This is a genomic window from Candidatus Zixiibacteriota bacterium (assembly GCA_035380245.1).
Classification (GTDB): Bacteria; Zixibacteria; MSB-5A5; order GN15; family FEB-12; genus DAOSXA01.
The window spans coordinates 763,339-787,647 of the sequence record DAOSXA010000002.1 but is presented as its reverse complement, the minus strand read 5'-3'; the positions used below and the strand labels follow the sequence as shown (position 1 = coordinate 787,647).

Genomic DNA, 24,309 nt, shown 5'->3' with positions numbered 1-24,309 from the left:
CGATGAGTCCACACAGGTTGATACTCTCACTGGCTGTTGTGTTAATGGCGCTGCTGCTGGTCAGTGAAGCTCAAGCCGACATTTCCAACGCTGCGGTGTTGTATCTAAGAATTGCCGCCGGAGCACGTGCCGCCGGTATGGGTGAGGCGTTCGTAGCGATTGCCGACGATGCCACCGCGACCCATTGGAACCCGGCCGGTCTGGGCGCCTATCCGCTGGCTAATTCCTGGATCGAGAACAAAGTCCCCGCGGATTTGCAACCATTGACGGCTATTGCCAGCGTTCGTCAAAGCGGCGGCAACGACTACACTGCGTTCGAGGTCTGGGGTTTGACGGCCAAGGGTGTCGCTCGCAGTGATAATAAAGACTGGTATCTGGACGAAACGTTTTCCACGACCACGGACCAGACGGTAGCGGATATCGCCCGGCAGTATTTCAACCTGACCGATGAAGAGCAAGTTGCGGCAACGGCTGAACGAGTGGCGCAGGCGAACAACCGTAAATCCGAAGAGTATCTCGATTCGTTGAAGACGGCGATCCTCAATACGGTGTCGGCCGATTACTCCGAGCGCAGTTCTCTGGAGGTATATCTGGATTCTCTCATGGCGGCCTACGGTCAATGCCGGATTAACTGGGAGAAGGTCGAACAGGTCGAGGAATACCTCACTGACGGAAGTAAGGATGGAGAAATCACTGAAGTCGAAGCTGATCGTATCTCGATTGCCGTGGAAAAATCAAGGATGCGATTCATTCCCGAGGAACTCAAAGTTCCGTATTCAGCGATTTTTGAATATGAACCGAAGGTTATCACTTCGGTCGATCGTGGAGTGTTGTTTGGCGGCGAGGGCGGTCTGACATTCTACAACGGTCGTACCTGGCAGACGTTTAAAATGGAAGACGGATTACCCTCGAACAATATCCTCAGTCTGGCGACAATCGGTGAGCAGGCTTTTATCGGTACGGATTCCGGCTTGGCCCGTTTTGCCGGACAGCGTCTGGGACCGGTGCAAGGTCTGGATAAATTGCCGAAGGGCCCCGTGATGGCTATCGGCGCCGCTGATCTGAGTAATATCTGGGTTGTAATCGATCAGGACCTTTACCACTACGATGGAGTAACCTGGTCGAACTGCTTGGCCTACACTGTGCTTCTGGACGATACTCCGGAGTCGATTGCGGAGAAATTCGCGATTTTCGGCTCTGAGACCGAGAAGCAGTCAATGCTGAATAAAATGCGTGAGGTCAACCGCGACTTGATGCTCAACGGAATTGCCCTCCAGGCGAACGCCGGAGAAGTTGCTGTCGAAGACTCCACCGCTGATGAAAACGAGGATATGATATCGCAGGTTTTGGCGGGCACCGGGCTCGATACTGCGATGGTTGCCGAAGATTCTGTCGCCGTGGAAGAAGTCGCTGTGGAAGAAATCCCGGCCGACACCGCTGAAGTTGCGGCCGAGGTAACCACCGAAGAGGCAACGGTAGAGGAAATCCCCGTCGGAGATTTCAATATCGACGATATCGAGCCGGGGATGATCATCAGAGTCCCGTATACGGCCGGTTTGATCGGGAAAGTCAATGATATTTTCGCCGGGCGTGATCAGAACGTCTGGATCGGTAGTGAATACGGTTTGATGGTATTCAACGGCAGTTCCTGGGATCTTCCGGGCTATCGTACCTATCGTATCAAGGAAGGGGATACATTCGACGATGTCGTGGCGGCCAAGCGCCATACTGATGTCGCCGCGGCGGAAACCTATGCTCGACAGATTAGAGATATCAATATGCTCGACGGGGACAATCTCGAGGTCGGGCAGCGAATTAAAATCTATCGTAATCCCGCCGCCTGTGCGATCACCCAGATTTGTTACGGTCTCAAACGGTTGTTCTTCGCCACCGATGCCGGGATGATCGAATACGATGCGGTTTACTGGAGCCGCAGTTCGATCCGCAACCTGGCGCACACAAAATCCATCGGTGCTGTGGCCAACGGCAAAGAACTGTGGCTGGCGACTCCGGAACGAGTAGTTACCAAGGCCTCGGCCCGGTCGCAGTTCACGTTTATGCACGCCAAATGGCTGCCGGAATTGACGGACGACGTTTATTACGAATTTGTCTCTTTCGTCAAAGGGACCGAGAACTGGGGTACGTTCGGCGGTTGTGTTACCTTTATCACTTACGGTGAGATGCTTCGCACCGGTCAGTTCGGTGATACCCTGGATGTATTCGAATCGTTCGACGTGGCGTTTACCGGATCCTACGGTGTCCCGCTGACGCAGAAACTCAAAGTCGGTCTTTCGGCCAAGATCATGTACTCCAAACTTTCCGATATCGGCACCGCTTATGAAAAGGGTAAAGGAACTTCGACCGGCTTCGCGGTTGATTTCGGCATGCTGTATCATTGGAGCCCGCGTTTGAACCTTGGTATGGCTTTCACCAACCTCGGTCCGAGCATGTCATATATCGATGCTTCGCAGTCCGACCCGCTTCCGCGTAACCTCGCGGTAGGATTCGCCTATAAATTCCTGCAATCCGACTGGTATCAGGTTCTTCTGACGGCTGAGGCCAACAAGATCATGGTAGGGTTGGATGACGGCTTCAGCGAAGAGATGAAGCAAGTCGTGTTCAACTTCGGAGCCGAGATGGCTTATTCCGATCTGGTCTTCCTGCGGGGCGGTTATATCTACGATCAGGAAGGCGATGTTAAAACTCCGACGCTGGGTTTCGGTGTTCGTTTGATCAATCGCTTCCAGTTTGATTTCGCTTATATCCCAAGCACCAGCGGTGAATCGGCGGCGGCTCTTAAGAATACGCTCAGGTCGTCGTTCTCGCTCCTACTCTAACTGTAAGGATTCACTCTTGCGTATATTCTGGACCATAGGATTTGTGCTTCTGATCGTAACCGGTGCTCTGGCCGGACCGGGTGAGGTTCTGCCGATGAAGCGCGTGGATGATGGCGACCGGGAGAGTTTCAATAAAGTCGTTCATCATTCTCTGGCGCAGCAGCGACCGCCCCGGGAATTGCTTCCTCTGGAGCGGAGCAAACCGGGTGCGTTGCCGACCATGGCTCTGGCCGATGCCCTGGACACGATTCATGTCCTGGTGATGAAGTTCGAATTCCAGTACGAGGAAGTGGACGATCCCAATACCACCGGGCGCGGTCTGATGAACATGACCCATATCGTCGACTCGGTTGCCTATTACGATTCCCTCGGTCATTGGGTCGATCCCCCTCCCCACAATAACGACTATTACACCTCGCATATGAAAGCCCTGTCGGCTTATTACGAGACCGTCTCGCAGGGGCGGATCACGCTTACCTGGGATATCTGGCCCAAAACTTCGGATTCGGCCTATCAATTACCGCGCGAGATGAACTACTACGGGCCTTGCTACAGCGGTCTCCCCAGCGACGTGGCTTTTGACACGATCGTATGGGGGCTGGAGCAATACTTCCTGGATTGTTTCGAGGTGGCCGATGAAGCATCGCCGGACCTGGAATTTTCCGACTACGATTCGTATTTCTTATTTCATGCCGGGTCCGATCAGCAGAACGATCTCGGTTTCCCGACCACCTGTTCCGATCTGTACACCGGCTATATTCGCTATCGAGACGATGACACCTTGTTGGTGGACAACGATTCCACGCAGATTCTCGATGCTCTGATCATGCCCGAGACCGGTTGTCAGGACAATCGCGCAACGGCGCTGAACGCCGTGATTGCCCATGAGTTCGGGCATCAGTTGGGGCTGGTCGATCTCTATACGACCTCGACCTTTATCACCTCCGTGGGTGATTTTGCCCTGATGGATCACAACGGTTTCGGAACCGCGGTCGATCTGGGTTATGATGTCGGACGGGTGTTCGGAGCCTTTCCGGTATTTCCCTGTGCCTGGTCACGGGCGTATTTAGGTTTCGTCGAAGTGTACGATTTTCGCCAGGGAACGGAAATTCCGATTGCAGCGGCCGAGATCGTCTCCGAGGGAATCAAGGTCGCCCGGATTCCGATCAGTGAAAACGAATACTATTTATTGGAGAACCGTGTGGTCAATCCCGACGGGCGCGCCACCGGTCTTAAGGCCGACTCCAACTGGGTCTTTCTCTGGCCGGCCGACTCCGCAACCGCCGAGCCGTCCGGTGAATATGATTTTCTTCTGCCCGGTTCCGGTCTGGCGATCTATCACGTCGATGAAGGCGTGACGGTGCTCGACTACGACGGCGACGGGGTGAACAATTTCGACGACAATACCCTCCAGAACGATCCCTCGCGACGCTTCGTCAGCCTGATGGAAGCGGACGGTGTCATTGATATGTCCGGTTACTACGAATTCGGATCGAGACGTTTCGGCTGCGAAGAGGACTTGTTCCGCGAAGATCGCAACAGTTCCTTTACGCCCAACACCAATCCGCCGGCGATCGATAATTCCGGCAACAACACCAGGGTGCGCGTGACCGACATCCAGCGCCAACTGGAGTTCGTGGGAGGTTTCCCCAAGCGGCTCGATACTCTAATCACGTTCGATCTGGAAACGGAACGTTTGGTCGACGGCTTCCCGGTACGCGGCGGTACGCCCAGTCTGGTGTATTACGGTTACTCCCCGATCGTCGATGACCTCGATCGGGACGGTGTCCCCGAGATCATTTTCTCTTACGATGACCGAGTGATGGTCAGTGATGCCGACGGCGGCAATTTTCTGCATCGAATCACCGAGTGTGATCCTTGTATCGTATTCACGGATACGGCCATTGCCTCGGTTCATCCGGGCCGCAGCCATGAGATGCCGGTCTATTTCAGCCCCGGCGGGACAATCGTCGGTAATATCGTCACCGGTGATTTCGGCGATGAAACCTCACCGAGATTGTTGGCCGTCGGAACCGACGATAAAGTGCTGGTGGTACAGCCGACCGATGACAACGGCGACGGAATCGCCGATCCGGTTCCTTCCGGTTTGATCAGAATGACCGGAGATTATCCGCTGGGCATGTCGTTCGGCGACCGGCTGGTAATCCTTACCGGAGCCGGTAAGGTGGTTGTCAAAGATACGATCGACTCGGCGCCCCGTCAGCTTGCCCAGATTACGACCGATGAGTTTTTCGGTATGGTGCGAACCGACAACGCCGTGATTGTCGTTTCCGGCGACGAAGAACAGGCCGGTCAGACCGCCTATACCCGGTTCCATTATCTGGATATCACCGACCGCGATTACGTCGTAACGGATCAATCGACCGTGACTGCCGAGATCGAAGGTCGTTTCGAATACGGACCGGTGATGGCCGACTTCAATCGTGACGGCGCCTACGACATCGCTCTTATGTCGGCCGACGGTGAAATCGTACTCGTCTCGGTCGATTTGTCGACCTTGCCGACACTCGGGACATCGCCGGAGTATACGGTTATAGCCGACAAGGCAACCGGATACCGATTCCAGACCAACCCGGTAGCGGCGGATATCAACGACGACGGTTATCCAGAGTTGCTGATTGCCGGTTACAACGAGCTCTATGCCTTCAATCACGAGTTGACGCTGATTACCGGTTTCCCGGTCGAAGTGAACGATCGGTTCCCGGATGATGATGTCATTGCCGCTCCGATCGTGGCGGATATTGCCGACGACGGTATACCTGAAACGATGTTCCCGACTCTGGCCGGCAATATCAATTCGATGGGACCGGACATGACATATGGTTTCCCGGTGTCGTCCGGTGAAACCGGCCTGGGCAGCGTGGTCTACTGGGTCGACTCAAGCGGCGGCCGGATCGGATATAAGGGGTCCGACGGCTGGTTCTACGCCTGGGAGGTAGACGCCGATACCACGACCGATTACTGGCCGATGTACGGGCATGATCCGGAAGGCACCTTCCGGTTGTCTGACAGCCAGTTGACCACCCCGGCGGTTTTCGCCTCCGGATTCGATGAAGATAAGTTCTACTCATATCCTAACCCGGTAACGGAAGGACAGACCACGATCCGTTACTTCCTGCCGAGTCAGGCGACTGAAGTGAAATTGCGTATATACGATCTCTCCGGACAAAAAGTGGCCGAGATGAACGGCCCGGTTAACGGCGGAGTAGACAATGAACAGGTCTGGGTATGCGGATCGCAGACCCCGGGAGTTTATCGCTGTGTTATCGACGTCGACATGGCCGGCTCTCATGAGACCGCTTTTACCGACATTGCAATTATCAGATAAGGAGCAATATCAATGAGAGGACAAATGAGATTTGTCACAACACTGAGCGCGTTTATCCTGATGGTCGTTTTGGCCGCGGCCGCGAACGCCTCAGAAATCACTCCATCCGTTTTCGATCAAGCCCTGACCTCGACGAGGTACGGTTACGACAACGGCTCGGAGACAGCCACTCTGAGTTTCTCGTCCGAGGATGCGGAAGAGGATCTGTCGCTTTCCGCGATTGCTCAGGCTCAGTCTACCCCGCCCGACTATAAATCTCCGGGAAAGGCGTTTTTGTACTCACTGGCCGTGCCCGGACTGGGGCAATGGTATTACGGCAGCCGAATCAAGCCGGTTGCTTTTCTGGCTCTTGAGGTGTTAGGCTGGAGTCAGGCTCTTAAATACCATAGCAACGGAAACGACCTGACCGATGAGTATGAGCAGTTCAACCGCGATCATTGGATGAGGGCTCGTTATTACGAATACCTGGTTCATGTCTATGACACTACACGGCCTGACTTACTCAGTCCTCGACCCAAGGAAATTACGCACGTGCTTCCGGATCAGGAGACACAGCAGTTTTTTGAAATGACCGGCAAATACTCGCAGTTTGCCTGGGCCTGGGACGACGCGGAATTGAACGGTCTGACCTGGGATGATCTGGATGGCCAGGTAGACACGATCAAGGACGCCGCGAGCACGCCGGCATCGGTCAACCGCGAAAAATACGAAACCATGCGTAATGACGCCAACAACGAGTACGATAAATCGATGAAGTTCGTTTTCGTTATCATGGCCAACCACCTGGTGAGTGCTTTCGAAGCCTACTTCATGACTAAAGGACATAACAATTCACTGCGTTATGACCAGGAGTTCGCACGCGTAAAAATACAACCGGGACTCCGCAGCTATTACAGTTGGAAGGACACTCCTTACGTAACGGTGTCGTACAGGTTCTGATGCGGATAAGAAGATCAAACATGAAAGCCGTGTTTTTCGCGGCGGTGCTGGTGATGATCGGCGCCCTGTCGGTGTCGGCCGTTGAAATGAAAAGCACCCCGGTACAGAATGCCATGCAGGCAGGCTTTGCTCTCAATACCACCCTGGCGGGACCGACCCTGGACAAACCTTCGATCTTCGACGGCAGCAGCAAATCCGTGGAGACGGCCGCCGTCGAAGAAGGCCACGGCCGTAAGTCGGCCAGGGTAGCAGCGATGTATTCGTTGCTTTTGCCGGGATTGGGCGAGCATTATGTCGGCCAGAAGAAGAAGGCGCGATATTTCTTTGCCGGCGAAGCCATGAGCTGGATAGCGTATATCGGCTTCCGGACTTACAGCAACTGGAAAGAAGACGATTATATCCGCATCGCCCGCGAGCATGCCGGAATCGATCTCGAAGGCCGCGACGAGGAAATAATCGACTATGTCGGGTTCTACGATGACATTTATGTCTACAACGAACTCGGCCGGGCGCTTGACCGAGAGCGTCCCTATCTGGCGGATAACGCCGCCAACCATTGGTCGTGGGATTCCGATGCCGCCAAGGCTTTGTTCCGACACACCAAAAACCGGGCCAAGGAATTCGATCGCCGGGCGGATTTCACTATTGGCGTTATGGTTCTGCTTCGCATCGTATCCGTGATTGACGCCATTCACGCCGCCAACCATTCAGGACGTCGAATGGATGATCTGGTCGACAGCGATAATAACAAGCTGGAGTATCGGGTTGATGCCGGACCGGTGGGGAATAACCTTCAGGTTGGTTTAACTCTTGTCAAGAAGTTCTGATTTTATCCGGATAATCCCGGCAGCGTTGATATTGCTCCTTACGCTGTCGGGCTGTCCCCGGAAACCGGCGACCATTCTTGACACCCGCCCCGCTCCGACGGTTGTGATCATCGACGGGGAAATTAGCGGTGTCGTTTTCAACAAATCTCTTGATCGACCCTATGGCCTTGCCCTCACGCCGAATGGTTCGGTAGCGGTCGTGGACCGTGGAAACCATCGTGTCGTACTTTTCAACGAAGAACTGACTCCGATTTTAGAGAGCGGGGAATCATTTGACGGTATCGGTCCGTTGAAAGACCCCGGATACGTGTCGGTTGATATCCTCGGCAATCTGACCGTGGTGGATGAAGGGCACAACCGTCTGGCCATGCTGGACAAACGGTTGATCCTTGAACGCGAGGTGCCTTTCCGGGACGAGGACGATCTGAACCGTCTGGGTTGGCCGGTATCGGCTCAAAGGTTGTCGAACACCGATTACTGGGTGACCGATCGCGACAACAATCAGGTGGCGGTGTTCGATTTCGTCGGAACGTTCGATACCGTCTTTGGCGATTTCGGCTGGGACGGCGGTCAGTTACGCAGCCCGGAGAAGATATTTCTGGATCGTGATGATTATCCCTGTATCTGTGATGCGGGTAACGGACGGATCATTTGTTACGATGGTTTCGGTCGTTATAAATACGAGTTCAAGAATCTTCCGGCCGGTTATCCCATTGCGGCGGTGGCCGACCGCAGCCGAATCTGGCTGGTCGACGGCGCCGATGAGGGAGCTTTGTTCCTCTATACGGCGAATGGAAAACTGGTCGGACAATGGGGGCCGAAACTAATCGGAAGCGATATCCCGTTGAAAAGACCATCCGATATCGTCGTTTTGCCTGACGGACGTCTTCTGCTCTCGGACACCGGCAACAATCGTTTGCTGGTGCTAAAACTTCTTACCGACTGATTCCTGATAACGGGATAACACATTTCTGTCGTTCCTGAGCGAACACCGGGGCAACCTCCAGCGCTGTCTTACCAGATAAAAGTTGACGTGTCGGGTCTCCGGTACTTAGCGTATGTACGTGCCAACCACCCTCGAAACGATTAAAATCATCCGCCCGGTTAACTGCCTGCTGGCTGCGGTCGGAGTTATTGTCGGGGCGTACCTTACTCCGGTTTCAATGCACTATTACGGTCCGGCCATGGCAGCGCTGTCGGCATTTCTGGTATGCGCTGCCGGCAACGTGGTAAACGATCTGTGTGATGTCGAGATCGACCGGGTCAATCGCCCCGATCGAGTACTCGTGCGGCAAGCCTTAAGTCCCCGTTATGCGTTGTGGTTGTCAATCATTCTGAACCTCCTGGCTTTGTTAAACGCCGTTTGGCTCAGTGGGCCGGTTACCATAATGGTTGTTCTGGCTATCGTGTTATTGTTGCTGTACAATCTCCGCGTCAAACGGATTCCGCTGGCGGGCAATATCATTATTGCTTTATTGGGGGCAATGACTTTCATCACCGGAGGTCTGGCGACCATTCCCGAAATGGCCTGGCGTTTACCCGGACCGCTCATTCCGGCGGTGTTTGCTTTCCTGCTGCATTTAATACGTGAGATCGTCAAAGATATCGAAGACATCGAGGGCGATCGTGCTCTTGGGATTATTACCCTGCCGCAGAAAACCGGCGTACGCGGAGCGCTGGTACTTTCGTTTATATTGCTGCTGTTGTTGGCGGCGGCCACTATCGTTCCGGTCTGGAAAGGCTGGTACGGCCCTTACTACAAGGTTATCACGTTGTATATTATTGACTTGCCTCTTACCCTCGGATTTCTTTTCATAATCGCCAGGCCGGGTCGAAAGGCTTTTGGAATCGGCTCGTTTGCCCTGAAAGCAGCTATGGCGGTTGGGGCTGTTGCGCTGATTCTGGCCTGACATATTTTATTGAAACAATCGTAACTCGCCCTGGTATAATCCAAATGTGGCAGATACGTCCCTTCGGGACGATAGCAGGGTGAGACAGGTTGGCTGATAGAGCTTTGAACGAGCAAAGGAAGCTGATTTGTGCCTATGCTAAAAACATTTGTCGTTTCTGCGATTATAACGGTCATGCTGACCGTCGCCGCTTCGGCGGGGATAACGGTCTCACAATCTCTATCAAAAAGCCAGGTTGCTTTCGAGGACTCGGTCCGGTTCAAGATTAAGCTCATCTGGGACGGCTCCCAGGCAGCCTATCGCTTTCCCAAACCGCTCAGCCCTGAAATAGATAAAATGAGGGTTCGTGGTTTCGTTTCCTCGGTTGCCACGGCCGGCAGCGGCGAGGATGAAGTCACCACGAAAACGTTCCAGTATACTTTGATTCCCAAATCATCCGGGCTCGGTTATATCTCGCCGGTGACGATTGAATATGTCACCTGGCCCGATTCGATTCCCGGGGAGTTGGTCACCGAAGCGCTCACGGTACAAATTGCCGAGCCGCAACCGAAGATCGAGGACGAGGGATCATCGACCTCATGGCTGATCGGTTTGATCGTGGTGATCGTGCTCGGGGGCGCCGGCGCGGCCTGGTGGTTCATGAAGCGTAATCGACCGACCGAACCGGATCTGCGACCGGGGGACAAATTCCTCGCCGATCTGAGTCTTGCCAGGCAAAATTCCGGAAACGATTTGAAACGGTTTCAAGATAGTCTGTGTAGGATACTGAGTGAGTATCTGGTTTCCGTAACCGGTCTGTCGCCCGACGGGATCGGCGACGAGAAGCTGGCGGACGAGTTGACAGAGAAAGGTATGAACGCTGCCGAGGCGGAAAAGCTGGCCGGATGGTTTACCCGGGCTCGTCTCGACAAATACCGACCGGTGAAAGCCGAGCCGGGTGAGGTGATCCGCCTCGAGGCGGAGATCCGTGCATGGTTTGAAAAGAAAAGTTGATTTTGAATAACTTTTGGAGGACAGATGCAAACCGACATTGATCAGATTCAGGCTCAGGTCGAGAAGGAATCTGCCTTTGTCCAGCGCCTGACCGATCAGATATCCAGTGTTATCGTGGGCCAGAAATACCTGGTCGAGCGACTCCTGATCGGTATTCTCGCCGATGGTCATATCCTGATCGAAGGCGTTCCTGGGCTGGCCAAGACTCTTTCGGTAAAAACGCTGGCTGACAGTATTGACGCCAAGTTCCAACGGCTGCAGTTTACGCCGGATCTGTTGCCGGCCGACCTGATCGGTACGATGATCTACAATCCGCAGAATTCACAATTCACGGTCAAGAAGGGGCCGATTTTTGCGAATATCATCCTTGCCGATGAAATCAACCGCGCTCCCGCCAAGGTGCAGTCGGCTCTGCTGGAGGCGATGCAGGAACGCCAGGTCACGATCAGCGATGAAACCCACAAATTAGACGAGCCTTTCCTCGTCTTGGCAACGCAGAACCCGATCGAGCAGGAAGGAACCTACCCGCTGCCCGAGGCACAGGTGGACCGTTTCATGCTCAAACTCAAGATCGGTTATCCGACACCGGCCGAAGAACGTGAGATTATGGATCGCAACACCGGCTCGGCGATTCCCAAGTTATCGCCGGTGGTAACTCCGGCTGAAATTATGCAGGCCCGCAGGGTGCTGCGCGATATCTACGTCGATGACCGCGCCAAGGAGTATATCGTTAACCTGGTATTCGCGACCCGTGAACCCGAGAAATACGGTCTGGCCGATCTGAAGGATATGATCGATTTCGGTGCTTCGCCCCGTGCCACGATCTATCTCAACCTGGCCGCCAAAGCCCATGCTTTCCTCAAAGGCCGGGGATATGTGACACCCGAGGATATCAAGGTGATCGGTCACGACGTGCTGCGTCACCGCGTGATCGTAACTTTCGAGGCGGAAGCCGAAGAAATCGACTCCGATCACATCGTTACCAGGGTTTTCGACGCGGTCGAGGTGCCGTAAGGGATCGTTATGCTGCCGAAAGATGTTCTCAAACGGATTCGCCGCATTGAAATCCGGACTAAAAAACTGGTGAACGATATGTTCAGCGGTGAATACCATTCCACCTTCAAAGGGCAGGGGATGGAGTTCGAGGAAGTCCGTGAGTACGTGCCGGGTGATGATATCCGTCTCATTGACTGGAACGTCACCGCCCGCACCGGCTTTCCGTACGTGAAGAAATTCAAGGAAGAGCGCGAACTCTCGGTGGTGTTGCTTTACGATGCCTCCTCGTCAGGTCGTTTCGGTACGCGCGAGCGTTTCAAAAACGAAACCGCCGCGGAACTGTGTGCGCTCCTGGCCTTTTCGGCGATCAAGAACAACGACAAGGTCGGTATGATCATTTTCACCGATGAGGTGGAAAAATACATCCCGCCGCAGAAAGGACGGGGGCACGTGTTGCGCCTGATCCGGGAAGTGTTGTTTTTCAGACCGAAAGGCCGAGGGACCAACATCGCCGGCGCCCTCGAGTATTTCTCGCGGGTGGTGAAGCGTAAATCGGTCGTGTTCCTGGTCAGCGACTTCATGTCGGACGATTTCTCGCAGCCGTTGCAGATCGCCAATCGTAAGCACGATCTGATTGCGATCAAGATCAGCGATCCCCGGGAGTCGACCTTCGAAAATGTCGGCATCATCGAACTCGAAGACGCCGAGACGGGCGAGGTGTTCACGATCGACACCGGGTCACGAGCCTTCCGCAAGGATTTCGCAGCCAAAGCGAATGAGGACTCGTTGCGCCTTCAGCATGAATTCCGCAAAATCGACCTGGATTTCATCGACATTCAGAGCAATGAGTCATATATAGTTCCCCTGGTCAATTTCTTCAAGGCGCGGGAGGGACGGCGATGATTCGCGGATTGACAATTTCGCTGTGTCTGGCAGCGCTGGTCCTGGTCGGTTGCAACAGCGGCGAGAATCCGCAGATTACGATCGAACGGCATAAGAAACTGGCCGGTGAACTGCGCGACAACAAGCTCTATGAAGCGGCGCTGGACGAGTATGAAGAACTGGTCGAAAGCAATCTGCTCGATGATCCGGCCCAGGCCAATATCTGTTACCTGATGGGCAAGATATACTATGAAGACCTGGCCGACTATCCTCACGCCGCGGCCTGGTACGTCCGCGCGCGTGCGCTCGATCCCGAAGGATCGTTTAAAGCCGAACTATCCCGTAATCTGGTGGCGTCGTTGCAGAAGATGGGGCGCATGGTCGATGCCACCCGGCAGATGGCCGCCGCGACCGATATCGACTACACACCGCCCGCAGCTGGAGACGAGATCGTAGCCCAGGTGGGCGAACGCCCGATCTGGCGCTCGGAGGTTGAAAACAGCATACAAACCCTCCCGCCGGAAATCCAAAAGCAGTTTTCCACGCCTGAAGCACGAGCGGAATACCTGCATCAATATGTTGGCATGGAGTTGCTTTTCAGGGCGGCCGAGCGTGAAAACTACACCGATGATCCGGATATCCGGAACCAGGAACGACTTCTGCACAAGAAGCTGCTGGTGGACAAGTACGTCGTTGACAAGGTCATGCCGGATATCAAAATCGACACGGCTGATGTTCGTAACTTCTATCTGGCGCGGAAAAACGACCATTACGACGGTGCGCCGTACGATTCGGTGCGTGCCCAGGTTTTTATGGACTATCAAACCGAAAAGGCTCAGTCGGCCTTCCAGGATTATATCGCACACCTCGCCGAGGCCGAGAAGGTCGAGTTTTTTGACAAAAGGATGAAATAGATCAGACTGACATGCTGCTTAGACGACTATATATAGCATTGTTGCTCATGGCTCTCTCCGTCGCCGGTGCTTATGCCCAGGCCGACATCCCGGATACGGTGGCTTCACTGCCGGGAATCGAGATTCATACCTCGGTGGATAAAGCGGAGTGTTATATCGGCGACCGGGTCGAGTACACCCTGAGTATCGTGTACGATTCGACCTACGAACTGGTGCCGCCGCCGCTGGGGGCCAATCTGGGCGGTTTCGAGATCAAGGATTATCAGGCGGATGTTATCACCCGGCTCGATGACGGTCGTATCCGTAGCGATAATAAATTTATCGTATCGACCTTCACTACCGGTGATTATGTGATCCCGCCCATTCCGGTGTTGTTCACATTGCCGGATTCCACCCATAAAGTGGTATTGTCGGAAGCGGTCCCGATTAAGGTGCTCTCGTTGCTGGAAAACGCCTCCGATACGGCCGACATTCGCCCGCTGAAAGCACCGTACGAATTCGAACGTGACCTGAAACTGTATTACTACGGCGGGGGAGCTTTGTTGCTGCTCCTGTTGCTGTTGATCCCGTTATTGATCTGGCTGCGCAGCCGTCGTAGACAGGCGGAACCGGTCGATCCCCGTAAGCCCTGGGAGATTGCGTTCGAGTCACTCGCGCAACTGCAAAACAGCAATTTGCTGACGGAGCAACGGTTCAAACAGTATTACGTCGAATTGACCGAGATTGTCCGTGGCTATCTGGGTGTGATGTACCTGCGTGATGTGCTCGAAATGACCACCGAGCAGTTCCTCGATACGTTCCTGCAGGTGCCGATGCCGGGTGACATTTATCCGCGTTGTGCCGAATTTCTCAAGCACGCCGACCTGGTCAAGTTCGCCAAACACGAGCCGGGCCTGGAGCGGGCGGAACAGGATTTGTCCGAAGCCCATGATATTGTCGAAGCGGTACGGGCCGATTATATGCGCCGTCAGGCGCCGCAGACAGTCAACGAACAGGATGAGCCGAAGGGGGTGGCCTGATGGACTTTGAACTGGCCGGCTTTTCCATAGACCTCTTCGGTCACGAGATTACCATCAGTCCCTGGATTATCCTAACGGTCGGGCTGCTGCTGGCTCTTTACATGGGTTACTATTATTTCTTCCGTCGTCGCCGCGTAACGGCGGCCATAAAATACTCCGATCTTCGTATTGTCCGACGTGCCGCTCGCAGCGGCCGTACGCGCCTTCTGCCGCTGATACCGTTGCTGCGGATCCTGGCCGTGATGGTGCTCGTAGTGGCTTTTGCCCGGCCGCGGTCCGGCACGCAATACCAGGAAGTGACTTCGGAAGGGATCGACATTATGTTGGCGCTCGATGTCTCCTCATCCATGCAGGCGGAGGATTTCAAACCGAACAACCGTCTGTACGTGGCCAAGGAAGAGATCAAGAAATTCATCGAACGCCGTCTCAACGACCGTATCGGTCTGGTGGTGTTCGCCGGTTTCTCGTTTACTCAATGTCCCCTGACCACCGACTACGGCGTTCTGCTGGATTTCGTGGACGATGTCGATTTCGGTATGGTGAAGGATGGTACGGCGATCGGTATGGCCATCGCCAACGGCGTTAATCGGCTGAGGGAGTCCGAAGCCAAGAGTAAGATCATGATTCTCCTGACCGACGGCGACAACAACATGGGCGAAATTGACCCGATCACCGCGGCCAATCTGGCCAAAGCGATGGGGATCAAGATCTACACCATCGGCGCCGGTCGGCCGGGCTATGCCCTGACTCCGATACCGGACCCGCTTTTCGGCAAGCGCTATGTCAACCAGCCTACCAAGGTCGATGAGAAAACGCTGAAGGAAATTGCCTCGATAACCGGAGGTAAATACTTCCGGGCGCGTTCAGGCGAAGAGCTCGATGAGATTTACGGTTTGATCGACCAGATGGAAAAAACCAAGATTGAAGTAGCGGAACATGTCAGATACCGGGAGTTGTTCGTCTATTTCACTATAGCCGGTCTGCTTCTGCTGGCGCTGGAAGTCCTGTTGAGCAACACCTTACTGAGAAAACTGCCGTAACGGATATATGATATGCGATTTGCAGATCCTTATAATTTACTGATTCTTGCGGGCGTTGTCCTGTTGGGGCTTTTTGCCTTTACCATGCTGATTCGCAAGAAAAAGCTCCTCGCGCGGTTCGGTGACATTCCGTTGATTGTCAAGATTGCTCCGGATATCTCCTTTGCCCGGCAAGCCACCAAGATAACGGTATTGTTGATCGGGATGGTGTTCCTGGTACTGGTGCTGGCCCGGTTGCAGTTCGGAACTCACATGGAACTGCTCAAGCGCGAGGGGATCGATATCATGGTCGCGGTCGATGTCTCGAATTCCATGTCGGCTCGAGATATGGTCCCCAACCGCCTGGAAAAAGCCAAACAGGAGTTGCACGGCATCATCGACCACCTGCACGGTGACCGTATTGGCCTGATCGCTTTTGCCGGTGAAGCGTTCGTGCAATGCCCGCTTACGCTCGATTACTCCGCCGCGCGACTGTTGCTGACCTCGATGGATCAGAATTCGGTTTCGGTTCAGGGAACATCGCTCAAATCGGCGATCGAGACGGCGATGAAATCGTTCGATCAGCAGTCTAAAAAGCACAAAGTCTTGTTGCTCCTGACCGACGGCGAAGACCATGAAGGTGGCGTTGTCGAGGAAGCCGAGGCAGCCCGACAGGAAGGTATCAAGATTTATACGGTGGGTATCGGGAATCCCGCCGGTGAGCCGATCCCGGTGCTCGACCGCAACGGACAGCAGATGGGCTTCCGCAAGGACGAGAGCGGCGAAGTTATCATGACTCGGCTCGATGAAGAAACCCTGCGCGAAATCGCTCTGACCACCAGCGGCAAATACTACCATGCCACGGCGGGGGAAATAGAACTGGATAAAATCTTCGACGAAATCTCCAAAATGGAGAAGAAGGAACTCGAAGGCACCCTGGTGACACATTACGACGACCGCTTCCAATGGCCGCTGCTGATTGCGCTGGTGCTCGTTATCGGAGAATTCTTTATCCCCGAGCGTAAAAAGGTAAACCGGGAGAGAGAGCATGCGTAAGCAAGTTATGAAATATGCCCTGCTTGTCGGCCTGGTGACAGCGGCGGTCTCTGCTCAGGCGGAAACCTTTGCCGATTTAGTGCGACGCGGCAACGAAGCCGCCAACACCGGCGACTTCCAGAAAGCTCTCAATATGTACCGCGATGCCGAGACGGAGCGACCGGAAAGCCCGGAGCTTGAGTACAATATCGGCGGAGCTTTATACGGCGCCGGTGACTACGAGCAGGCTGCCGAACACTATGCCAAGGCGTTCGAGACGGAGGATATCCAACAGGAAGGGCGAGCGCATTATAATCTCGGCAACACTTATTTCCGACAAAGCAAGCTGGATAAGGCGATTGAGGAATATCAGAAGTATCTTGAGATAAATCCGGACGATGAGGATGCCAAGTTCAATCTCGAGTTAAGCCGGAAGCTGCTGAAGGAACAGATGAAACCGCAAGAGCAGCAACAGCAACAGAAAAATGATCAGCAGCAGCAACAGCAGCAGGATTCCACCCAACAGCAGCAACAACAGCAGGGGCAGGAACAACAGAAGGATTCGACCCAACAACAGCAGCAGCCTGATCAGAATCAGGGACAGGACTCCACCCAGCAGCAACAGCAGCCTCAGCCGAACGATCAACAGCAGGGGCCGCAGGATATGGAACAGCAACAAATGGACCAGCAGCAAATGGAGATGTCCAAAGAAGATGCTGAGCGGATTCTCAACGCCATTCGGGACGATGAGCAGGAAGTCCAAAAAAACTTGAAAAAGCCCAAAATAAGAGGCAACTACAGGAGTTCGAAAGACTGGTAAGAGGCAATCGTGATCAAACGCTTTCTCATATATTTGGTATTGCTGTCGGTTCTGTCGACACTGGCCCTGGCCGCGGCCGATGACGTTCAGGTAGAGGTTAAACTCAACCGTACCAGCATCGGGATGGATGAACAAGCTATTCTCGAAATCAAGGTTACGGGCGCCAGTCAGAATCTGCCGGAACCGCAATTGCCCACCCTGCCGGCGTTCGAGGTTTACTCTCAGGGAAGATCGAGCAATTACAGTTGGGTCAACGGTGAGGTTGAGTCCTCGATGACTTATCGTTATCTGCTCCTGCCGCAGAAGCCGGGGACTTACCCGATCGAACCGATCTCGGTGGTTTACAACAACCATCGCTACAAGGGTAATCAGGTGGAGTTGACGGTGGTATCGCAGGGAGCGGTGCCGACTCAGCAGGATACCGAAGAACGCGCCACCGATCAGAGCGGCCGTTCGCGTGATTATTTCTTCGAGGCGGTGGTTGACAACAAGAATCCCTATGTCAACGAGCAGGTATTACTGACGCTCAAGTTCTATACCGCCGTTCAGCATTATGGCAGCCTGGAGTTAACCAATCCCACGACTACCGGCTTCTGGACCGAAGATGTGGGTTCGAATCCCCCGTACTACCAGAGAATAAACGATCGCCGTTACCAGGTCATCGAGAAGATGTATGCCCTGTTTCCTACGCAAACAGGGGAGTTGACGATTGGCCGGGCGATGATTACCACCACTATCGCCTCCCGTGATCGCAATCGACGTGATCCGTTTAATGCTTTCGGCGATTTCTTCGGCCGGGGTCAGGAGGTCACGGTCCGCAGTCAACCGATCACCATCAACGTGAAACCGCTGCCGTCCGAAGGCCGTCCGCCCGAATTCACCGGTACGATCGGAAAATTCGATATGCGGACCAAGGTGGATAAGCGGGAGGTCGATGTCAACCAGCCGGTAACACTGACGATCAGTATCAGCGGCACCGGTAATATCAAGTCGGTTTCGGAGCCGGTAATCCCGGAACTAGATGATTTCAGAGTTTATCGAGCCTCGGCCAACGAGAAAGTAGCCACGGCCAACAACAAGGTCGGCGGCAGCAAGGTATTCGAAGAAGTATTTATTCCTCGGCGTCCCGGTAACCTGGAGATTCCGGGGATAGACTTCGCCTATTTCGATCCCGAGGCCGGGCGATTCAAGTCGGTATCGACGGACCCGATTCGCCTGAATGTGACCAGGCCGGAGGGGTATGTCGAATCCGCGGATGTTCCCTATGGCAGTCCCGGTATGACAATAGGGGCTGAGGCCAAAGACATCCGTCATATTAAATCCGATCCGGGTAATTTGTCGAAATCAAGCCGACTGATTTTGTTTGAACCGGTCTATGTCGTTGTCAACGGCTTGCCGGTGCTGGCTTTGATTGGCATCGTGGCGGTGTGTCGCCGCCGTCATAAGCTCTCCGCCGATACCGGTTATGCCCGTTCGCGGGCAGCGGCCAGAGTGGCTAAAAAGCGACTGCAGAAAGCACGTTCGCTGGCGGCGGTGGATACCTCCAAGGAATTCTATACGGAGATTTACTCCGCCCTGGTGTCATACATTGCCGACAAACTCAATATCTCACCACACGGCCTCACTTCCGACAAGGTCGCCGAACTGCTCCGGGAGCAGCAGGCCGATGAGGGATTGATCGAGCAGATTCTCGATGTAATGAAACGTTGCGATTTTGCCCGTTACGCGGCAGCGGCGGTCGATAAGGCCGATATCGACGGCTCTCTGGATAAGGTCGAGAAGATTATGATCAGGATCGAGGAGGTGCGCTTTGCGTAGACTCATCGTTATCACATTCATGGCTTTCCTGACGGCAGTACCGGTTCTCCGCGCCCAGGAGGACGAATTCGCCATGGGGAATAATTTTTACGAGAGCAAGGACTACCCCAGCGCTATCCGGATGTATGAATCAGTGTTGAAGCAGGGGGAAGAATCGGCCCCGCTGTATTTCAATCTGGGCAATGCCTATTTTAAAAACGGTGATTTAGGTCATGCCGTTCTGAATTATATGCGGGCACAGCGACTCGATCCGGGCGACGAAGATATCCGCAACAATCTCGAATTCGCCCAGAAATTCTCACGAGTACAGATGGAAGGGGCCGAATTGAATCCGGTCTCCGGTCTGCTCAACAGTCTGCTGGCTCCGTACCATGTCGATCTGCTGGCCTGGGCGGCCTCGGGTTGCTTTATTCTTTTAATACTGGTTTTGATTCTCAGGTTCGGTTTTGGCTTCATGGGAGCGGTGGCTCGGGCCTTTATCGTGGCTCTGGTCACACTGACGATCATAGCCTCCGCCTTGACAACCTATAAGTATCGTACGGAATATGTTGTCCGTCGCGGTGTGATTCTGGCCGAAGAGAGTCCGGTCTATACCGGGGCCTCGGAAAACTCCGATATTGAGTTACAAGGCGCTCCGGGGCTGGTGGTACGAATCCTCAACGAAGCTGACGGCTTCTATAACGTGCAGTTCGCCAACAACCGCAGGGGTTGGATTAAGAGCGACTTAGTCGCTGAAATATAACGACTTAGCAGGATCCCTCCTTCCCGATTAAACATTGACACCCACGCCGGGCTAGTCTATCTTAGCCCTTTGGTTTTCATTGGTCGAGGATTACACGTTTGAAGCTGTTGAAAAATAAGCAGTTTTGGGGAATCATTGTGGCTATTGCGCTGCTGGCTTTCTGCGTCAAGGATGTCAGGTTGTCGGAGTTGCGTCAATTGAGCCATCGGGTTGATCTTATCCATCTGATCCCCACCGTAATCCTCGCGTTTATTTATATCATCTCACGCGGGATGCGCTGGCGGTTGCTGGTATCGCAACAGAAATTTCTGCCGTTCTTTCGCGGTGTCTCGCTCTATTCCGCCGGTCAGGTACTCAATGTAGTTATGCCGGCTCTGACCGGTCAGGTTGGAAGGCTCTTTCTCTTCGCCCGGAAGGAAGGCATGACGAAATCATTCGTGTTTTCCACGATCGTGCTTGAGATTTTGTTCGATGCCATCAGCCTTGTCGTGTTTTTGCTGTTCACTTCGCTGGCCTTCGCCTTCCCGGAGGAATACCGCTCGGTGGGGATAATAATCGCCGTCGTGACTTCGATTATTCTGATTTTGCTTTACCTGATGTTGACTTTCCAGAGTCGGCTGGAGAGTTTGGGGCACCGTTACTGTCGCAACCGCTGGCCGGGATTTTATATCTCGATCAAGAAATTTATCCGTTCGTTCGGCAAGGGGATAGAAACCCTGCGTTCGAGCCAGCATTTTTTCGTGAGTCTGTTCTACTCACTGATCGGATGGACATCGCACATGTTCATCATCTATTTCCTGCTCCGTTCGTTCGGCTTCAATCTGCCGGTTGCCGCCTCGGCGGCCGTCATGATCATCAATACCCTGGCTCTGATGGTGCCGATAACGCCGGGTAATGCCGGTACGTTCGAAGTCGCCGTGGCTGCCAGTTTGTCGGCCTTTAACGTCGGTCGAAGTGACGCCGTTTTGTTTGCCGTAGCTCTCCACCTGCTGGATCTGTTCCCGGTTTTTATCCTCGGTCTCGGTTTCCTGAGATCCGAGAAGCTGTCGCTGGCGGAGATTAAATCCCAGCACGAAGATAAGATGATTCTGGATGAAATCGGCGAGGACGGTCACCTGCTGGAGGATAAGGAGGAACACCCGTGATTCAATCTTTCCTGTACGTCCCCGACAAGGGAGTCACGGCTCATGAGGGAATCGGCGATTTCGATGCCTGGATCGAGCAACCCAACGCCCTGCTCTGGGTCGACATGTGCAAGCCGACCGACGAAGAATCCTTTGTCCTGACCAACGACTTCAAATTTCACCCCCTGGCGATCGAGGACGTTATCTCCGAGCGACCGCGCACCAAGCTCGATGATTACCTGCGTTATCTCTTTCTGGTGTTTCAACTGGTCGATTATATCGGCCGCGACGAAGGCCTCCGGGTGAGTGAGGTAGACCTTTTCCTTTCCAAAAATTCGCTGGTGACGGTTCATTACGACGATCATCGGATCTGGGATTATCTGTACGCCCGGGCCGAGCGCGATGATCGGCTGATGATGCGCGGAGTAGATTTCCTCTTCCACGCCGTCATCGACACGATCGTGGACAACTTCAACACCACTCTCGACATTCTCGAATACGATATCGATCAGCTCGAGGACGATGTCCTGGCCGAACCGGATGAGGATACCGTCCGTTCGATTTATACCCTGCGCCGCGATATCCAGCATCTCAAGCGGGTGGTGCTGCCGCAGCGGGAAGTCGTATCGCAGCTCTCTCGGGGGCATCATTCGTTGATCTCCTCGACCGCCACGGTCTATTTCTCGGATATTTACGATCACCTCGTGCGCATCAACGATATCGCCGACTCGCATCGCGATACGCTTAACTCCGCCCTTGAGGTCTATTTCTCGGCGGTGTCGACCAAAACCAATCAGGTTATCAAAATCCTGACCATTTTCACGGTGGTATTCATCCCGCCGACGTTCCTGGTCGGCCTCTGGGGGATGAATTTCATCAACATGCCGGAGCTTAATTGGGAGAACGGCTATTTTTACTCGCTGGTCTTCATGCTGGCGATCGTTCTGGGCCTGATCCTGTTTTTCCGCAAGAAAAAATGGCTCTAAGAATTTCGGTCGGCCGCAACCTCTACATCACATTTACGTTATCCTAACTTGACCTGATAAAACAGGGAGATATATTAGATACCTTCCAGTAGGTATCTTAATAACCGTTTGCGAGCCGTTCTCCGCTCGTCGGTTCGGAAAGGACTATAAATGACCAAGATAAAGCAAAGCCCCAAACTGCCCGCCGAAACCCGGCGCAACCAGTTGATGATGGCGGCTAAAACGCTCTTCGTGAAGAAAGGGTACCGTGGTACGACGATCGACGATATCGCGAAGCGGGCTCATCTGACCAAGGGAGCGTTTTATTTCTATTTCAGGAAGAAAGAGGAAATCCTCCTGGCCCTGATCAAATCGGTCGCGGATGGGAATCGCGAGGCTTTGTGTAAAGAGATTGGCAAGAACGTCACTCCGTCACAATTCCTGAGAGTGCTGGTCGGGCTTCATTGTCAGTGCCGTGCATCCGAATACGGCGATCTGGTTGACATCTGGGTGCAGGCCTGGCGCGTCCCAAGAATCAAGCACTTCATTGTCGAACATTTGAAGCGAGTGGTCAACGACCACGCCCAAAGTCTCGATATGTCCGGTCTGCCGCGTGGGATTACCAGACGAGAGATATGTCTGCTAATCGTCGGAATCGTCGATGGGCTGTCGGTTATGAACCTCCTCATGCCCGATGAAGTCGATCTTGACCGGCAGTTACTGCTGTTTGATAAACTCACGCAGCCGAGGCGTCTCAAAACGGGGAAGGAGAGCAAATGAGCCATCGTTTTACCATCCTCGGGCGATCACTGACGGCCGCGGTGTTGACTCTGGCGATTGTGCTTCAGGCTGCCGCGATCACGGCGCGAACCTTGACGGTCGAGGATGCCCGAGCTATCGCTCTTAAGCACAATCGCGACTACCTGGGATCACAGCAGGAGATCATCAAGGCGCAGGGTGAGATCGGCAATGCCCGCTCCGGTGCTTTACCGCAGGTTACTCTTGGTTCCTACTATTCACGAAATCTCAAGCTGGCGCCGCTTTATTTTGAAGCCGACGGCGAGGTGCAGGAACTTCAGTTCGGATTCAAAAACAGCTTCGGCGCTTCGGTGTCGGTTTACCAGCCGATCTGGGAAGGCGGCCGGGTTTTCACGGCCTATAAAATCGCCCGGCTCTATAAGGATTATTCGGAAGAGCTTGCCTCCCAGATATCCGAGGTGGTGGTCTATCAGGCTGAGGTGTTGTTCTATCAGGTGATTCTCGAACAGGCGCGGCTGGATGTACTCAGCATGTCGTATGAAACGTCTCTTCATAACCTCGGCGTGGTCGAAAACATGTATTCTCAGGGAGTGGTATCGAAATTCGAGTTGCTTCGCGCCCAGGTTGAAAAATCCAATCTGGAACCTCAGATCATGGCCGCGGAGTCGAATCTGCTGCTGGCCGGCAAACAGTTCAAATCATTCCTCGGGATCGATCTTGACGAGGAGATCGAACTCAAGGACGTACCAACCGAGACTTCGCTGGTTGATCTGCCGAGTCTGGGGCAATTACGCGAAACGGCTCTTGTCGCCCGTCCCGAGATGCATCAATCCGATCTCATGGTCGAGATGCGCGAGAAGGCGGTTGGAGTGGCCCGAGCCGACTATTTCCCGAAACTCGGAGCGGTCACGGAGTACGGCTGGTCGGCCGAATCGGATGACTTCACGCTCGATGAAAACACTTCCCATTCCTGGACAGCCGGAATCAATCTCTCCTGGTCTTTGTTTGATGGTTTTCGTACCCGGAGCGCGGTCGGTATCGCACGAGCGGAACATCGACAGGCGGAGATCAACCGGGATGAGGCTATCGACCGGATAAAGCTCGATGTGCAGGAATCCTACGATCGTTTGATTCAGGCTAAGAAGGCGCTGGATGCCTGCGGCGAAACGATCGCCCAGGCCGAAGAAGGACTCCGGATTGCCGGTCTGCGCCATGAGACCGGGGAAGGTACCTTACTCGAAGTATTGTCCGCACAAACAGCCCTTACTCAGGCGCGCACGGCAATGGCTGAGGCGACTTTTGGATTCCGCGAGGCTCACGCCGCCCTTCGCAGAGCTACCGCAATGAACCTTTAGGTTGGA

20 protein-coding genes are annotated in these 24,309 nt (G+C 54.0%); all 20 read left to right on the top strand.

Features of this window, described 5'->3' with window-relative positions; all coding sequences use genetic code 11:
• Positions 1-2: 2 nt before the first annotated feature.
• The 20 genes from PLF13_08480 to PLF13_08385 all read left to right on the top strand — a co-directional run bounded on the left by PLF13_08480 (position 3) and on the right by PLF13_08385 (position 24,303).
• On the top strand, positions 3-2,837 hold the full coding sequence (locus tag PLF13_08480) for a PorV/PorQ family protein (protein HOP07311.1): 2,835 nt from the start codon (positions 3-5) through the stop codon (positions 2,835-2,837).
• A 16-nt stretch (positions 2,838-2,853) separates the two neighbouring features.
• Entirely contained in the window at positions 2,854-6,186 is a 3,333-nt protein-coding gene (locus PLF13_08475) for a T9SS type A sorting domain-containing protein (GenBank protein ID HOP07310.1), read from the top strand.
• 24 nt (positions 6,187-6,210) lie between these two features.
• Positions 6,211-7,125 carry a hypothetical protein gene (locus tag PLF13_08470; GenBank protein HOP07309.1) on the top strand — a complete coding sequence of 305 codons (915 nt, stop codon included), beginning with the start codon at positions 6,211-6,213 and terminating at the stop codon, positions 7,123-7,125.
• 20 nt (positions 7,126-7,145) lie between these two features.
• Positions 7,146-7,952, top strand: coding sequence for a DUF5683 domain-containing protein (locus tag PLF13_08465; GenBank protein HOP07308.1), 807 nt, complete (start codon positions 7,146-7,148; stop codon positions 7,950-7,952).
• Positions 7,936-8,898, top strand: coding sequence for an NHL repeat-containing protein (locus PLF13_08460; protein HOP07307.1), 963 nt, complete (start codon positions 7,936-7,938; stop codon positions 8,896-8,898). The genes PLF13_08465 and PLF13_08460 overlap by 17 nt, the downstream gene beginning before the upstream one ends.
• A gap of 112 nt (positions 8,899-9,010) precedes the next feature.
• A complete protein-coding gene (locus tag PLF13_08455) occupies positions 9,011-9,862 on the top strand; it encodes a geranylgeranylglycerol-phosphate geranylgeranyltransferase (GenBank protein HOP07306.1) in 852 nt (283 codons plus the stop codon).
• A 135-nt stretch (positions 9,863-9,997) separates the two neighbouring features.
• Positions 9,998-10,855 (top strand): hypothetical protein, encoded by an 858-nt coding sequence (locus tag PLF13_08450; protein ID HOP07305.1) that lies wholly within the window; start codon positions 9,998-10,000, stop codon positions 10,853-10,855.
• A gap of 24 nt (positions 10,856-10,879) precedes the next feature.
• Positions 10,880-11,869, top strand: a complete 990-nt coding sequence (locus PLF13_08445; GenBank protein HOP07304.1) for a MoxR family ATPase — start codon at positions 10,880-10,882, stop codon at positions 11,867-11,869.
• A gap of 9 nt (positions 11,870-11,878) precedes the next feature.
• The gene (locus PLF13_08440) at positions 11,879-12,754 is read left to right on the top strand and encodes a DUF58 domain-containing protein (protein HOP07303.1); all 876 of its coding nucleotides are present in this window, start codon (positions 11,879-11,881) and stop codon (positions 12,752-12,754) included.
• The gene (locus PLF13_08435) at positions 12,751-13,647 is read left to right on the top strand and encodes a hypothetical protein (GenBank protein ID HOP07302.1); all 897 of its coding nucleotides are present in this window, start codon (positions 12,751-12,753) and stop codon (positions 13,645-13,647) included. Before PLF13_08440 ends, PLF13_08435 begins: the two co-directional genes overlap by 4 nt.
• Before the next feature lie 47 nt (positions 13,648-13,694).
• Entirely contained in the window at positions 13,695-14,666 is a 972-nt protein-coding gene (locus tag PLF13_08430; GenBank protein HOP07301.1) for a hypothetical protein, read from the top strand.
• Entirely contained in the window at positions 14,666-15,706 is a 1,041-nt protein-coding gene (locus tag PLF13_08425) for a VWA domain-containing protein (GenBank protein ID HOP07300.1), read from the top strand. The genes PLF13_08430 and PLF13_08425 overlap by 1 nt, the downstream gene beginning before the upstream one ends.
• 12 nt (positions 15,707-15,718) lie before the next feature.
• A complete protein-coding gene (locus PLF13_08420) occupies positions 15,719-16,741 on the top strand; it encodes a VWA domain-containing protein (GenBank protein ID HOP07299.1) in 1,023 nt (340 codons plus the stop codon).
• Positions 16,734-17,540 carry a tetratricopeptide repeat protein gene (locus PLF13_08415; GenBank protein ID HOP07298.1) on the top strand — a complete coding sequence of 269 codons (807 nt, stop codon included), beginning with the start codon at positions 16,734-16,736 and terminating at the stop codon, positions 17,538-17,540. The genes PLF13_08420 and PLF13_08415 overlap by 8 nt, the downstream gene beginning before the upstream one ends.
• Positions 17,541-17,549: 9 nt before the next feature.
• Positions 17,550-19,358, top strand: a complete 1,809-nt coding sequence (locus PLF13_08410) for a BatD family protein (GenBank protein ID HOP07297.1) — start codon at positions 17,550-17,552, stop codon at positions 19,356-19,358.
• A complete protein-coding gene (locus tag PLF13_08405; protein HOP07296.1) occupies positions 19,351-20,100 on the top strand; it encodes a tetratricopeptide repeat protein in 750 nt (249 codons plus the stop codon). The genes PLF13_08410 and PLF13_08405 overlap by 8 nt, the downstream gene beginning before the upstream one ends.
• A gap of 98 nt (positions 20,101-20,198) precedes the next feature.
• Positions 20,199-21,245 carry a lysylphosphatidylglycerol synthase transmembrane domain-containing protein gene (locus PLF13_08400; protein HOP07295.1) on the top strand — a complete coding sequence of 349 codons (1,047 nt, stop codon included), beginning with the start codon at positions 20,199-20,201 and terminating at the stop codon, positions 21,243-21,245.
• A complete protein-coding gene (gene corA / locus PLF13_08395; protein ID HOP07294.1) occupies positions 21,242-22,210 on the top strand; it encodes a magnesium/cobalt transporter CorA in 969 nt (322 codons plus the stop codon). Before PLF13_08400 ends, corA begins: the two co-directional genes overlap by 4 nt.
• A 150-nt stretch (positions 22,211-22,360) precedes the next feature.
• Positions 22,361-22,969 (top strand): TetR/AcrR family transcriptional regulator, encoded by a 609-nt coding sequence (locus tag PLF13_08390; protein HOP07293.1) that lies wholly within the window; start codon positions 22,361-22,363, stop codon positions 22,967-22,969.
• On the top strand, positions 22,966-24,303 hold the full coding sequence (locus PLF13_08385; GenBank protein HOP07292.1) for a TolC family protein: 1,338 nt from the start codon (positions 22,966-22,968) through the stop codon (positions 24,301-24,303). The genes PLF13_08390 and PLF13_08385 overlap by 4 nt, the downstream gene beginning before the upstream one ends.
• The last annotated feature ends 6 nt before the right edge of the window (positions 24,304-24,309 follow it).

Bases quoted from the DNA above. Each gene is read 5' to 3' on its own strand.
- PLF13_08480 (HOP07311.1), top strand. From the start codon at position 3: ATGAGTCCACACAGGTTGATACTCTCACTGGCTGTTGTGTTAATGGCG.
- PLF13_08470 (HOP07309.1), top strand. From the start codon at position 6,211: ATGAGATTTGTCACAACACTGAGCGCGTTTATCCTGATGGTCGTTTTG.
- PLF13_08465 (HOP07308.1), top strand. From the start codon at position 7,146: ATGAAAGCCGTGTTTTTCGCGGCGGTGCTGGTGATGATCGGCGCCCTG.
- PLF13_08455 (HOP07306.1), top strand. From the start codon at position 9,011: ATGTACGTGCCAACCACCCTCGAAACGATTAAAATCATCCGCCCGGTT.
- PLF13_08450 (HOP07305.1), top strand. From the start codon at position 9,998: ATGCTAAAAACATTTGTCGTTTCTGCGATTATAACGGTCATGCTGACC.
- PLF13_08445 (HOP07304.1), top strand. From the start codon at position 10,880: ATGCAAACCGACATTGATCAGATTCAGGCTCAGGTCGAGAAGGAATCT.
- PLF13_08440 (HOP07303.1), top strand. From the start codon at position 11,879: ATGCTGCCGAAAGATGTTCTCAAACGGATTCGCCGCATTGAAATCCGG.
- PLF13_08435 (HOP07302.1), top strand. From the start codon at position 12,751: ATGATTCGCGGATTGACAATTTCGCTGTGTCTGGCAGCGCTGGTCCTG.
- PLF13_08430 (HOP07301.1), top strand. From the start codon at position 13,695: ATGGCTCTCTCCGTCGCCGGTGCTTATGCCCAGGCCGACATCCCGGAT.
- PLF13_08425 (HOP07300.1), top strand. From the start codon at position 14,666: ATGGACTTTGAACTGGCCGGCTTTTCCATAGACCTCTTCGGTCACGAG.
- PLF13_08420 (HOP07299.1), top strand. From the start codon at position 15,719: ATGCGATTTGCAGATCCTTATAATTTACTGATTCTTGCGGGCGTTGTC.
- PLF13_08415 (HOP07298.1), top strand. From the start codon at position 16,734: ATGCGTAAGCAAGTTATGAAATATGCCCTGCTTGTCGGCCTGGTGACA.
- PLF13_08390 (HOP07293.1), top strand. From the start codon at position 22,361: ATGACCAAGATAAAGCAAAGCCCCAAACTGCCCGCCGAAACCCGGCGC.
- PLF13_08385 (HOP07292.1), top strand. From the start codon at position 22,966: ATGAGCCATCGTTTTACCATCCTCGGGCGATCACTGACGGCCGCGGTG.